At 45.1% G+C, this 14,184-nt stretch carries 9 protein-coding genes; 2 read left to right on the top strand and 7 right to left on the bottom strand.

Annotation, left to right across the window (positions count from 1 at the left end):
• Positions 1-2,294, bottom strand: a 2,294-nt coding sequence (locus tag AC1DWN_RS15955) for a cellulase family glycosylhydrolase (protein ID WP_477559886.1), incomplete at its 3' end; no start/stop codon positions are given.
• Between the two features lie 112 nt (positions 2,295-2,406).
• Here AC1DWN_RS15955 and AC1DWN_RS15950 point away from each other — a divergent pair.
• On the top strand, positions 2,407-3,450 hold the full coding sequence (locus AC1DWN_RS15950; protein WP_477559885.1) for a LacI family DNA-binding transcriptional regulator: 1,044 nt from the start codon (positions 2,407-2,409) through the stop codon (positions 3,448-3,450).
• A gap of 340 nt (positions 3,451-3,790) precedes the next feature.
• A complete protein-coding gene (locus AC1DWN_RS15945) occupies positions 3,791-5,674 on the top strand; it encodes an ABC transporter ATP-binding protein (protein WP_477559884.1) in 1,884 nt (627 codons plus the stop codon).
• 863 nt (positions 5,675-6,537) lie between these two features.
• Here AC1DWN_RS15945 and AC1DWN_RS15940 read toward each other — a convergent pair.
• From AC1DWN_RS15940 to AC1DWN_RS15915, 6 genes are all read right to left on the bottom strand, one after another.
• A complete protein-coding gene (locus AC1DWN_RS15940) occupies positions 6,538-6,792 on the bottom strand; it encodes a hypothetical protein (protein ID WP_477559883.1) in 255 nt (84 codons plus the stop codon).
• Between the two features lie 386 nt (positions 6,793-7,178).
• A complete protein-coding gene (locus AC1DWN_RS15935) occupies positions 7,179-8,213 on the bottom strand; it encodes a glycoside hydrolase family 18 protein (RefSeq protein WP_477559887.1) in 1,035 nt (344 codons plus the stop codon).
• Positions 8,214-8,240: 27 nt separating this feature from the next.
• Positions 8,241-10,859 (bottom strand): transglutaminase domain-containing protein, encoded by a 2,619-nt coding sequence (locus tag AC1DWN_RS15930; RefSeq protein ID WP_477559882.1) that lies wholly within the window; start codon positions 10,857-10,859, stop codon positions 8,241-8,243.
• Between the two features lie 5 nt (positions 10,860-10,864).
• Positions 10,865-11,887 (bottom strand): carbohydrate-binding family 9-like protein, encoded by a 1,023-nt coding sequence (locus AC1DWN_RS15925; protein ID WP_477559881.1) that lies wholly within the window; start codon positions 11,885-11,887, stop codon positions 10,865-10,867.
• Between the two features lie 13 nt (positions 11,888-11,900).
• Positions 11,901-13,187, bottom strand: coding sequence for an alpha-L-fucosidase (locus AC1DWN_RS15920; RefSeq protein ID WP_477559880.1), 1,287 nt, complete (start codon positions 13,185-13,187; stop codon positions 11,901-11,903).
• A 111-nt stretch (positions 13,188-13,298) separates the two neighbouring features.
• Positions 13,299-14,183 (bottom strand): carbohydrate ABC transporter permease, encoded by an 885-nt coding sequence (locus AC1DWN_RS15915; RefSeq protein ID WP_477559879.1) that lies wholly within the window; start codon positions 14,181-14,183, stop codon positions 13,299-13,301.
• Position 14,184: the final 1 nt, after the last annotated feature.

The raw sequence follows: 14,184 nt of genomic DNA, 5'->3' as shown, positions 1-14,184 counted from the left end.
GAGTAAGGATAAACAACCGCTACATCCTCCAGCACACGCCCCTCGAACAAGTCGCTGATCTCCCCAATAAACCGTCCAAAGTCGTAAGAAACATCCGCCTCAGGCTTCTGTGTTCCGTCGGCTCTAAGCGCACCGATATTTGATTCGTTCGCGTTATCCATAAAGTAATTCGTATTCCAAATCCATTGCACGGCACCTGCACCACCGGTTGAGAATGCATACGCATATTTCCGTTCGAGAATGTTGCGCAGTTCTTCTTCGGAGCGCTTCGCAATGCCGTCCGGTCTTTGAATGTGCATAATTCCTGTTTCTTGGATCAAATTCGGTTTATCGGTCGTCTTTGCAAAGATGCCGTCCCATACCAACTGATCCATGAGCCACCAGCTATGCACCGTTGTGTAATCTACAGCTGGAGCATAGAAGAATGGAGAAGGCCTTTGTGCGCCAAGCGCCTCATCCTGCCCGACCGTTACCAGTTGGTTCGGATTCGAACGTCGAATGGCTGCGGTAAGCTCCGATGCCCAGCGGTTGTGCATGGCCATTGTGAATAAGGTATAGTCGAGCCAACGCGCCCATTTCTTAGGCCACAGCACACTGTCGAATTGCGTATCATTCGAGTCAGGCGGCATGGCTGCTTCGAAGGACGGTAGTTGATCAGGTGTCATGTTCCACAACTCTTGAAGCTCGGTTATATCATTGTTATGACGTTCCTGCAGCCAATTGGTAAACGCTTTGCGTTCAAATCGGTCCGCTAAAGCTCGCGGCCCTTCAAAGAGCCGCTCAGGATCGAATAGAGTCGGTTCATTAATCAGATCCCAGTGAACGTTCTTCGTTCCTTGATGACGAGAGACGATGGATGCGATAAACCGCTTCTGTGCTTCTAACGCTCGTGGATCTAAATAAGGATTGACTCCCCCCCATGCTTCAGGCGCGAATGAGAAGAAAGTAAATGTCACCTCAAGGTCATTCTTCTTCGCCGTCAAAACGAAAGCATCGATTGCCCGCATGATATTCTCTTCCACATGTCCGTCAGTAAACATAATCGAACGATAACCTGTCCAAATTCCAGTTCGCACAAGATTAATCCCCGCCCGCTTCATCTCAGCCATATCTTGATCCCAACGGTCTACATTCGGAAGATGGAGAAACTTACGTGATACGTCTGAGGTCATATATGTCATTCCGACAATCGGCATCGGTCGGCCGTCCCGGATAAAGTAATCGCGTCCGCATTCCAGCATCTCCCCGCTCTGCAGAAGCTCTCGGTCCATTCCCCAAAACGCTTGTGTCATCAAACGGACATCACCTGAATCCGATCTTGCTTCGCAGCGGATTTGATAAAGGCCTGGTACCGCTGAAATCTGAACAGGAATACGTAGCAGCTGTAAATCGCGACGATCAGGCCCCGTTTGAGCTTGAACAGTTCCCGTCCAAACAGGAGTCTGGCCCTCCATTCCAATTGACAATTTAAATGTCCAGTTCTGATTAACCATAGAAGTGCGTGACAACGTCTGTAATTGGAGTACTAGCTGAGGTTGTTCTCCTGCTTCATAAACCGCATAACTCGGCTTTATCCACAATTCGGTTACACCGCGTCCCGCAAATTCAGCAAGTTCCTCAAGCAAGGTAAGACCGCGCCCGCTCCAGAAGAGCGCTTGCAACGTTTGGTTGACAAGTACCCAACGCCCCCCGGCAAAGTCACCTTTTGTGTTCTCGATCAACACAGTTGGAGCTGCTCTCTCCCTCCCATCACGGTCAACAGCTGTGAGCAACGGATAGATATGAGCATCCATCGGTCCGCAGGATCCCATTTCACTTGGTATGTCACTTGATTTCGACGGATGAAGGGTTAATCCCCAAGTCGGTTCGATTCCAAAGAGACTCTCACTGCCCTCCATAACTGCAAATTCGCCAGATGCGACTAATCGCTCTACTTTATCAACATCAACGGGTAATGCGTCATGTATATTCAATTGCTGATGATAGGCAATTTGTTCGCGTTCGACCTTCCAAGTATCGCCGTTTTTTACGACTGGTTTGCGGAATGGAACTCCCCCGGTATGAACCAGGCCTCCACCACACTCCAAATGCAATTTCACTGATTTCCATGCTTGTTTAGGAAAATAGGGTCCGTGCAGATGAACAAGCGCATCCCAGCCTCCCTCTGTCAATCGGTCAGACAATGTATCCGCATTGCTGATTTCCGCCCATGTGGAAGCCTCCTTCAACACTTGCTCAGTGGGGCGTGCTCCTTCATAAGGAAAGGTATCATCGTAAAAAAACAATATTTTCATAGATGCCTCCAAATAATTATATTTGTTATTTTTGTTATTATAAATTATAATAACGTTATGTTGTTTTCAGTCTAAATCCTTTAGTAATAATCGTCAAGGAGATACAGAACATATGCCACGTAAAATTTCCATACAAATGATAGCCGATCAGCTCGGCCTATCGAAGTACGCCGTTTCCCGGGCACTTAGCGGGAAAACAGGCGTAAGCATTGCAACGCGCGAACGCGTCATCGAGCTTGCTCGAACGCTGGGTTACGAGCTTCCGCGACAGGATCATGACACAACACCAACCTCCATTGGTTCAGCTTCTTCCTTTGTCATAATCTGCATCAATCAGTCCAATCGCGGCGACCCTTACTATTGGCAGCGGGTTTTGGCGGGCTTGATCTCGGGATGCAACGAAAGGGGATGGCAGCATGTCATCTTATCGCAAGATTTCGCATGTTCTCCTGTAACCGCACAATCTCCTCAAGAAGAAATAGCGCCGCATTTGGATTGGAGCAGTTGTCTTGGAATAATTGTAATGGGTTCATACCCATACGATGCCCTGCAGCGAATGGCTCGTACGGGCAAACCGATAGTACTTGTCGATCACACCGAGCCGCTGCTCGTTTGTGATTCGGTGAATCATGCCAACATTGAAGCGGGAATCAATATCACCCGCCATTTACTAAACAAGCAAAGCCGGACCATCGTATTTCTTGGAGACAATGGCCAATCCGCCAGCTTTGCCGAGCGTCGTATCGGTGTTCGCCTTGCTATGGAACGTTATGGGTCCGAAGAAACGAAGCTGTTAGAATGGGATATTACTTACGAAAAAGGAGGATGGCTAGATGCCGCTGCAGAGCGACTCTCCCGTCTTCCTTTGGAGGAGCGACCAGATGCATGGATCGGCGCCAATGATGACATCGCTATCCAATGGATGCGGAGGCTGCAACAGATGGGATTGTCCATTCCTGACCAGTGCCGCGTAGTTGGAATTGACAACGTTGAAGCAGCCATCACAGCATCTCCGCAGCTAACGACAGTAAATCTTTGTAAAGAAGAGCTAGGCCACCGCGCTATCGAATCGCTTCAACGCCGGATCGAGCGTCCTGGCGCTCCAAGTGAAAACATTCAGCTTTCCGCAGCATTAATTCCGCGGGATTCGGCCTAACCGTCTACAAGAAAGAGGCAGCACGGACCCTATCGTTCTCATGGGTCTGTGCTGCCTCACTTTTTATTAGCAACCTTATAATGGATGATTATATTCCATTTTAAACTATCTAATTTAACGCTATTTATTGAACAAAGTAAAATGGAAATAAAGCTAAACTAGCCGATTATAACGGAAATTCTCACGTTAGAACTTGAAACACAGAGGTATCCCACCCATTTCGCCATTCCCCTTTCAATCCCTTACATTTGATATACCATACAATAATTGTATCCCCTTTCATTATTCGCTAAGATGGTTAAGGCTTCCAAAAAATATATTCAGAAGAGATGTGATACTCATGAGTCCAATCAAACGTTATGTCCTTTGGGCAAAACCCTATTGGTCGATGATCATTGTCATCATCGTAATAGGCATTTTACAGTTTACCGCTCCGCTGTCCATGCCTGTTTTCACCCAGGTTCTTGTTGATGACGTACTAATTGGCGATGATTACTCGCGGTTAACAAATACCGTACTGCTTATGTCTGGCATTTTGTTTTTAGGCGTAGTGCTGAATTTCTTACGAAATTATTTCTCGGCCATCCTCGGCAATAAAATGATGATGCATTTGCGAGAACAATTATATGACCATCTGCAGCGGATGTCGGTGAGCTATTATGACCAGCGACAGGTTGGCGGTGTCGCTTCAAGGGTCATACATGATGTCGGAGGAGCGCAAAACCTCATTGGCGGCGGAGTGATCAATTTAGTACTTGATTTATTTATGGTTTTGTTCGCCAGTTTCCTTCTGTTTCGAATGAACGTAACACTTACTTTGATTTCACTATGTGTACTGCCCTTTTATTACTTATCCTTCACAAATATGAATGTTTGGATTCGACTTACTTGGAGATCCGTTCATCGGCAAATGGAGCGAGTTTCAGGTACTTTAGTCGAGCGAATGGGCGGAATTCGCATTGTTCAAGCTTTTAATGGAGAGAAACATGAAAAGATCAGATTTAACAAGCAAACCAAGCAGCATTATCATCATACAGTCGCCGCTCATTTGTTTTCGAATATTCTGGGGAGACTTAGCGAATCGTTGTCACATATCGGCGGCATCGTCATTTGGCTTGTAGGCGGAGGCATGGTGTTAAAAGGTAAAATGAGCGCCGGGGAAATCATCGCGTTCCAAATGCTTCTAGGCAACCTGTATGGTCCCATTCAACGGTTCGCAGACGTTAACGTAACGATTCAAAACTCAGTAACGAACATCGAACGAATCTTTGAAGTGTTCGATGAAAAACCGGATATTGTAGAGCAATCTTACGCATTACCTATGCCAGAATGCAGAGGAGAAGTGGAGTTTCGTAGCGTTACTTATACATACCATACAAGAAATTTAGTTTACAAAGATATAGATAACCAGCGGATAAATCCCGATCTTGTCGAGAGAGAACGTCCTCCAAAAAAATTCTACTGGGTTCCCACGCATCTTGCTCCGAAACATCCGGATGTCGAAATCGAAAAGCGTACTGGGATCAGTGACATTTCCTTTAAAACCAAGTCCGGTGATGTGATCGCATTGGTAGGACCCAGTGGTGCGGGCAAGTCCACATTGATCAATTTCATCCCGAGATTTTATGATCCTGTTGAAGGCGCGATATTCATTGATGGTAAGGATATACGAGATTATAAGCTAGATGATCTTAGGAAGCATATCGCCATCGTACTGCAGGACAATGTCCTATTCTCTGGAACAATTAAGGACAATATGATATACGGACGTGAAAACGTACCGATGGATGAAATCATTAAGGCAGCTAAAGCAGCTAATGCTCATGAGTTTATATCGGATTTCAAGGATGGCTACGATTCGATTATAGGTGAGCGAGGAATGCGATTATCCGGCGGTCAAAAACAACGGCTTGCGATCGCGAGAGCTCTCTTGAAAAATCCTAAAATTCTAATTCTCGATGAGGCGACCTCTGCGCTCGATTCGGAATCTGAAGCATTAGTAACAGAAGCATTAGAACGTTTGATGAAAGACAGAACGACCTTCATTATTGCCCATCGTCTGGCTACAGTTGTCCGAGCGGATCAAATCTTGGTAGTAGACGCTGGAGAGATTGTACAGAGAGGCAATCACAGACAGCTATTAGCTGAAGGTGGATTGTATCGTCAGCTTTATGAATTGCAACTGAATGCTATGCGTCCTGAGGAGATTCTTAGTGGTGCATAGCACCACTCACCATCGTTCTATTGGAGTGACAAAACGTTTAGGTTAGACGGTTTGAATGATAATACGTATTGGCTCGACGGTTTGGCTGACAAATCGTATAAGCTCGACGGTTTGGGTGATTAATCGAATAAGTTTGATGGTTTGAGTGTATATTGTCCAATCAAACACCTGATATCTACTTTATTTGTGTGTTTGAATGGAAAAATTACAATCAAATCGGCATTAAAAAGCTTTTTATCAACCAAATGGGACGATTTGCTTGGATAAAATACAGTCTGTGGGCAATTCCGGCTTTTAGGTAAAGCTTTGATTGTATGAAATACAGTCAAGTACAACAAATGAAGATAAATTTAGTAAATGTCACTTCCCACTGCTTGGTATCTCTGATTTCTGCTTTAGTCAGATCTCACTACTTGTATATTGCTAATTTCAGCTTTAGTCAGAGTAATGATTGATAGCTGATAAAAGTTTAATATCATCAAAGATCCCTTGCATATGCACTCCATTTGGTGAGCATATGCAAGGTTTTTTCCATACGCCTGTTGGATTACCATAAAGAGTCTGATACAAGAAGGGCTTGCAGAGTAACAAAAGCGTAGTATCACACACCCTCCAATTGACCAATAAGATATCKCTGTGACAGAAGACATTTATCACCAGTAGTTCGGTGGCACTGATAAATTAGTTTCAGAATGTGAAACTACAGAGAGTTATTATGGATATAGAGAAGATTTAGTTTCAGAATTCGCAACTAATTCACCTGAACAGAGCCCGAATCGAGCAAACTCAGCAATTAAGTTCATTCTCTGACACTAAATCGCAGCTGACCCTCTTCGAATCACAGTTAGTTTCAAATATTGAAACTACTCAGGTATCGAAAAAGCCGCGGACAGAGAGTCGTATCCATCTGGCTGAGTTTCGTTTTCTGTACCTAGAGCCGATAACTCGGAATAGCTGCGACGGATGGTCATATTAATGTCGCTTAGGCTGTCCGCATCGCTGGCAACACGTTTAACTATTCTCTGGATGTTCGTAACATCTGCCATTGTATGTAATGAGGGGATTCGATAACTTTTGGACCCAAACAAGTTCTGCCCAATCAGGCCGACATGCCACAATGCAGAAAGCTTTTACTCCCTCTCTTTTGCTACGCTCTGCTATGCTCCCTTGTTCTGCTCTGTTGTTACGCTCTCATCCTGATCACTCTTGCTACCTTCTGCTATCCTCCCTTGATCGACACCCTTACTACGCCTCTTCCTACCCTCTCTTACTACTTTCTACTGCCCTTCCTTGATCTGCCCCCTCACTACTCTCTCATCTTGCTACCATTTCTTCCTGTCCACTCTTGATGCCCACTCCTCGCTGTCCTCTCATACGGCCCTTTCATCATCTCCTACTATCTGTCTATAAATTGTAAATAAAAAAAGATACACCTCGCCGCCAAAGCAACGGGTGTATCTTTTTCATTTCCATTTCATTTTCCCACTTCAGATCGTAGTTGTGCCTAAGACTTCAATCCATTATGGATAGCACTTAATAAACGATGCGTCTTGTCGCAGCCGTACTCCCAGAACATGATTCCGGCTAAGCTGTTATTCTTTACGTAATCGGATTTGTGCTGAATGGATTCTTCATCATCATAGGAAATGAGGCTGCTGCCATTGAAAAGGAACGGCGCACAAGCCTCCTCGTCCCAATAGCGAATATACCCATTTTTATTGATGTAGTCCGCCGATAGGACTGTAAAGTCCGGCCCATAGCCGCCTGTTGTGCCAGCCATTTGCAGAAGCCCGTTATTACGATCCGGAACTTGATGCCATACACGAGAGTAGAATGCTGCCCCAATTACAATTTTCTCTCTTGGAACACCTGCACGGATGAATATATTGACGGAAGCATCAGTACTAATACGGAATAAATCTCCGCTCGGAGTGTATAAACTAGTATGATGGCCTGTCAAAACTTGAAACCCTCCACGCATATCATAGGTCATCAACTGAACAAAATCGAGATACTTCTGAACTTGATCCATCTCCGTACCGTCCACGTAATACTGGTCTGCGCCCGCCGCAATAGTAAGCATATAGTGCCTGCCATCCTGTGCCCCTTTATGATCCAGCGCTTCCCTCATCGTCTTCAGAAGCAATGTAAAATTCTTCTTATCATCCGGACTCGAATGAATACCGGCTTCTCCATAACAAGGATATTCCCAATCCAGATCGATCCCGTCAAACGGATGGTCTGTCAATGCACGAACAGCAGAATCGGCCATACTTGTTCTACCCTCTTCGGTAGCAGCAGCTTCCGAGAAGCCTCCTGCGCTCCATCCACCTACAGATAACAATAGGTTTAGCTCGGGATTAACGCGTTTGATCTCATGTAAATGACCCATATTTTTCATATGATCTGTACGGATCTTATCGTTCAAAACATGCCCGAATGCTACATTTAGATGAGTCAATTTCTTTATATCTTCCTGTGTCATATCATTAAGATTGGAATCAGCGACGTAACCAGCCACAATGTATTCCTGTTTCATCAATTTGGTTCACTCCTATTTCTCTATCTATTGTTGTCTTACGCCAGTTAAAACCTGCAACGCATCTTTAGCAGATCCAATTTTGTAACCTGATGCTGTGTAACGAATCTGGTTACTTTCGTCCAGCACGAATAGATGCGGGAAGCCCGCCTCATTCGCTGGAGGCTGCGATATAAAGCCCGGTAATGAATCATATGAAGAATCTCTAACAATAATGGTACTTGCCGGCAGCTTCGGATAATTAAAAGGATCGAACGATGCCGTCCATTGATTATCACCAACAATGAATAATACAGGAACACTATGCTCAGCAACCTGCTCAGCAAGCTCGGACATTTCACGGATCAAATGCTTAGTAGGTTCCCGTTCCGGCTCGATCCAAGCAACTATCGCACCGCTTGTACCAACTAGTTCCTCGAGAGTCTTGCCAGTTCCGTCCAGAAGGGAGAACGTACTGTTCCGACTAATCGTTCCTAGTACCGGAATATCAAGCGACGCCTCACGGAAGGATAGCCCAACGTCTGTTTGTTCCCCGCCGCGCACTTCGAAATAAGTAAAGCGTACTCGCACGGTGCCGTCCTTCAGACGAATGCCCGAAGTGATTCGGTACGAACCCTCTTCAACTTCAAATGGCTCATTATATACATCTAATTTGCCATAGGGGTAGACCAACGTTTTATAGACTCCGTTCTCTAGCCGCGCGAAGGTGAAATTGTTCCAATAGGCTGCTGCTGGAGCATCTACCTCAGACTTGCTGTCCTTTATCAATTGCAGCGTTCCGCTATCCTTCTTCCCCTTCTGCAGCAAGGTTTCTTGCGCGAATAACGCATCTATCCAGCTGCCAGCCACCATATATTGCGGCTTATGCTGACTCGGATGCAGACGCGCAGGGATGCCTAAGCTGCGACAAATGGATACGAATAAAATATCGAGGGAAGCTTGATCGCCCTTCTTGATCTGGAAGGTGCCCACCGGTGTGCCCTTACCAACCAAGTTAGGGATATCGTTCCAGACTTCGCACTCTTCATCCAGTCTCCTGACAAGTTCCGAGGGATCCGCTCTAAACACAGCCGATTCCGATTCTGAAAAAGCATTTTGGAAAAAATGCTTATAAGGTACGATCATTTCATATAACACACGCGGACAGAGAACATAAGGAATGAATATATCTTCTGGGAGCTCTCTTCGCTGTGCAAGAGAACCAATCAGATGATCATCAAGCGTAGGGCAGAATGAATCGATCAGATCCTTCTCATTCATACTTTCCAGCAGCTTCAGCGGCATCTCTTTAAATTCAAGAGAGCGATTTCGCAGGAATGCTGCGATTTCGCGACTATTGCCACGTGCTTTGCGCAGAACATCCCATACCCGTGCCGGAGGGAGTCCAACCGCTTGAGCCAATTCCGTTGCTTGCTCTTCATCTAAGAAAGAATCCTCATAATGAGTACGAATCTTCGTTCCTTCTTCAACGCGGCAATTAAACTGCTGGATCTTCTCTTCAGAAAGCGGAGCAACAGGTTCACCCTCTCGCTCTGGCGGTGGTACCATATCAAAGTCTACCGAGCCTTCTGGCTGCAGCTTCTGATCAAGACAGATCTCGATTCGCTCACTATCAGCGACAGTTATTTTCTTTTCTCCCCATTCTCCCGACTTCACTGCACGAATGACCAAATCACCGAAGCCTGTCTTGAACGAGGCTTCTCCGCGCTCATCAGACGGAAGCGTAGCAATTGGATAAAATTCTGCCATATTATACAGCTGGAAGTGTACATCAGCTCCGCTGACTGGGCGGCCCTGCTCATCCTTAACAGAAACAGTGATCGTCCGTGTCGGAGCGTAATTTTCCAATAAATTGATTTCTGTGAACCATTCATCGGCAAGCGTTATATCTTCAGGTCCTGGGTAACTGGCAAAAATCCGCGTATTAATGAGCATTGCCCGCCGTGATGGAGGACTGAACCAGCCTTGATTCAGACGCGGTTCCGGCTCGCATGCACCGATATAATACCATCGTCCGTCAGCCCAAGCCTCCACCCAAGCATGGTTATCATCAGAATGAGCCCAGCGCGGCGTATAGATCTGACGAGCCGGAATGCCAATGCTCCGCAAGGCTGCAACTGCAAGCGTTGATTCTTCTCCGCAGCGGCCACGCGCATTGCGGATCATCGTTAATGGAGATATCGTCCGTAAATCGCTTCCAATATAATTGGCCTTTTCATGGCACCAATAGTTCGTCTCCAGAATCGCTTCCGTCATAGATAATTGCTTAGTTCGCTCGGCCAACTCGTCATACAAAATACCACGATAATCCTCAATATTTTCTGTATTTACCCGGTACGGCAGTACGAAATGAAGAAACAGGTGATCGGGAACCACTTTTCCCCAAGACACCTGCTTACGAATTTCCAGTGTTTGACGCACATGACTTAGAAATAGAGAACCCGAATAATCAGCCAAATCATTCAATGGCATATAGGCAAATAAGTATTTAAGCGCCCACGTTTCTTCAACTGTCAATTCCTCTTTGAACACATCAAACAGCTCTTGCTCTCTTGCATGAGCAAGCTTTCTTTTCTCAATAAATTTCTGCTCGATCTGCTCCATAGTACCTTTATCTAATGAAAAAACAGAGGTTTGAATAGTCATTGATATTACTCCTTCCATAGCTTTCCGTCTTCCTTGATGTAGAAGGTTGTACTTCCATCCATTGATGGAGCGGAAATCTGAAATAGTTTGCTGGTCGTCTCAATTGCAGGTGAAATGCTCCACGCTTCTTCACCCATTAATAGCTGTCCATCATCAGTAAACCTTCCGTGAGCTGCAAAATAATTACGTTCTCGGTAGTACAGCTTGCGCAGCTCCCACTTAATGCGTTCGTCTGACGAAAGCTCAAAAGATTCGGGCCCCTGTTCATCAGTGAACACGACATAACCCCATAGTTCTGGGTAATGCATGTTGACAATGCCCATTGGTGACCACACCCAGTTGTCCTCAGGATAGGGCTTGCCGGTATCGGGATTCAGCACCTTACAGTACTTTCCGTCCTTAACTTCCGTGCGCCATTCTACGCGGGAAAAATTAACGCGCCAAAAGTCACCCTTTTCTGGTGATTGGCCATTAGATGAGCATTCGCGAAGACTAGTCCAAGGCATAGCTACCTCAATGCTCCATTTCCGATTATGAGGCCCTGGTCGATTAAGCTCCCCATCAATATGTACTGCTGTCCGAAGTCCGTTAATATCCCAGGCATTTACCGCAGGCCCTCCATCACGATATGGTTTAACCAGCATTAAATCCCATACGGTGTTCAACGCATTGATCTCAAATTCATAATATTGGTGTGTATCGCCATCAGGGTCTATGAAAATCTCAAAATCATTATCATAGAAAATAACCGATTCCCGCTCCGTCAATGTAGCCCATATCTGATCCTCAATCAGCTCTGCTGCAAAATAGAAATACTCATCATCCCATAGCATCTTTACCCGAGTTTGCTTAGCAGGCAGCGGACGAAGATCCCCTTCAATATCGACAAAATGCTCCGTCCAATCCGCCTCTGCCCAGAACGGCTTATCAACTCGGCCATCTAAAACGAGCGGGCCAACCGCTCGTTTACACATATAATGTTTCGGAGCATATTCAATGTTCGGCTCCGATACTCCGCTGTAACTCATTTATTTTCCTCCTCTAGTTGTGTGTCACAACAGCTCCAGAACCACCGTACATATCTAGCTCTTCATCAAACTCTAGTTTAAGAACGGTCACCTGCTTATGAGCATCTTCAGCTGTCATCTGAATCCAAGTTGTACCCGGAATGTTAAACCAAGGCACCCCGCCGTGAATTTCATGAGTTAGCTCTTTACCAGAGTGAAGGACGGTGATTCTCTTAATTGGATTAGATAGACCCTTCAGGCATACATTTTCTTTAGGATCATCGTATACAAACAGGTATAATGTCTTTTTATCTTTAGAAATTGTACTTCCACCTAGAAAATAGCGCGGCATAATTCCTTCATCTGTTCCAAATACAGCTTCTTCATGCGACTTAATCCATTCACCGAGGCCTAGCAAAATATCTTCTTGTCTTTTATCGATCGTTCCATCTTCCATCGGTCCGATGTCCAGCAGCATGTTGCCGCCCAGTGTTATGCAATCACAGAACATTCTAATGATCTGGTTTAACGATTTGTAGCGATTATCCGTCGGTACATAACCCCAAGAGCTATTGATCGTTGTACAGAATTCCCATGGACCTTCTGGACGCGTAATCGGAATACCTTGTTCCGGAGTTTTGTAATCGCCATGTCCTGATAGGCGTGAGTTGATCAAGATATCTGGGTTAAACGATTGCAAATACTGCTTGAACTCTGGCAAATTCCACTGCTCAGCGCTTCTTTCCCAGTCTCCATCGAACCACAACAGATCAACTTTACCATAGTTTGTTAAAATTTCCTTCAACTGATTATTGTTAAACTCTAAAAATTTCTGCCATTTCTCTTCATCCTGAACGCCGTCAGTAGGACTGCAATATTTATTAACTGTACTTAGATCCTCAGGTACCTGGCCGCCGCCATATACACTTGGATAATCGGGATGTGACCAGTCGATCAGAGAATAATACATGCCAAGGCGAATACCTCTTTTAGTGACAGCATCCGCGTATTCTTTAATAAGATCACGTTTGACTGGCGTTTTTTTCACAACATTTAAATCACTATATTGAGTGTCCCACAACGCTACCCCATCATGATGCTTTGTTGTAAGAACAGCATATTTTGCACCTGATTTTTCAATCAGATCGGCCCATTTTTCTGCATCAAACTTCGATGCCGTGAAGCCATCTAATTGTTTCATGTAATCTTCATAGGAAACTCTTCCGTTATAGAAAGACCATGATTCAGAAATCCCATTTACCGCATAAATACCATAATGAATAAAAATACCTAGCTTCGCTTCCTCAAACCACTTTTGCATATCCAGTAGCACCTGCCCTATAAATTAATCTTGTAATCTGTTATCCTCGCTCGACGCCGATACGGTTAAAGRCTGCCCCAATTCAGTTGCTTCATGGGGCAGCGCTTTGTTTTATCCAACAATACCCGTTCGTTCTACACCCTCAACGAAATATCTTTGTGCGAAAATATACATAATGATAAGTGGTGCCAAAACAAGCAGCGTTCCAGTATTTAAGATCATCGACACATACAGAGGCTCGCCAGTAACGTTTTGAAAGATTTCCGCCGTTAAAGCAGACACTTGTGTTGAGAGCACCGGCTCTTTATTGAAGAAGAGTGATACGAAGTAGCTGTCATTCCATTGCCATACGAACGAGAATAAGACAACTGTAATGATAGCAGACACCGCATTCGGTAAAATAATGCGAAAGAATGTTGCCCCGATCCCGCTGCCATCCACATAAGCCGCTTCTTCAAGCTCCTTCGGAATCGCCCGGAAAAATTGGCGGAAAATAAAGATGTACAGGCCATTTTTCAATCCTGCAGCAAATGATGAAGACATAATAAAAGGCCATATCGTATCAATCAAATTGATACCATCCTTACCGAACAACCCAAGAATCCCGAAGAAATCAAAGTAGCGGTACGTCAAATACGTAGGGATCATCAAGGTTTGAGGCGGAACCACAATGGAGAAGATGACTAGGAAAAACAGCACCTCACTGCCCCAAAAACGTAAGCGAGCGAACGCATACGCTACTAGACCACATGACAACACCTGCAGGATAGTCGTACCCGCTGAGATGATAAGCGTGTTTTTAAAAGCAACCCAATAATTCATGTTTTCCATTGCTATAATCACATTTTCCATCGTGAAATTTCTAGGAATCCATAGTACCGTTGGGTCATACATGTCAGCCTTGTTACGGAACACAACGGATAGTTTCTGAATAAGCGGAAAAAGGATAATAAAACACAAACCTGTGACCAGCAGCCCTCGAAAAGCGATCCATATC

The sequence above is a fragment of the Paenibacillus sp. P4_A7 genome (assembly GCF_056402455.1).
The sequence above is the reverse complement of the archived record's forward strand: the minus strand, read 5'-3'. Positions and strand labels throughout refer to the sequence as shown.

What these genes read in the sequence shown, in the direction of transcription:
- AC1DWN_RS15950 (WP_477559885.1), top strand. Translation starts at nt 2,407, where the DNA reads ATGCCACGTAAAATTTCCATACAAATGATAGCCGATCAGCTCGGCCTA.
- AC1DWN_RS15945 (WP_477559884.1), top strand. Translation starts at nt 3,791, where the DNA reads ATGAGTCCAATCAAACGTTATGTCCTTTGGGCAAAACCCTATTGGTCG.
- AC1DWN_RS15935 (WP_477559887.1), bottom strand. Translation starts at nt 8,213, where the DNA reads ATGAAACAGGAATACATTGTGGCTGGTTACGTCGCTGATTCCAATCTT.
- AC1DWN_RS15930 (WP_477559882.1), bottom strand. Translation starts at nt 10,859, where the DNA reads ATGACTATTCAAACCTCTGTTTTTTCATTAGATAAAGGTACTATGGAG.
- AC1DWN_RS15925 (WP_477559881.1), bottom strand. Translation starts at nt 11,887, where the DNA reads ATGAGTTACAGCGGAGTATCGGAGCCGAACATTGAATATGCTCCGAAA.
- AC1DWN_RS15920 (WP_477559880.1), bottom strand. Translation starts at nt 13,187, where the DNA reads ATGCAAAAGTGGTTTGAGGAAGCGAAGCTAGGTATTTTTATTCATTAT.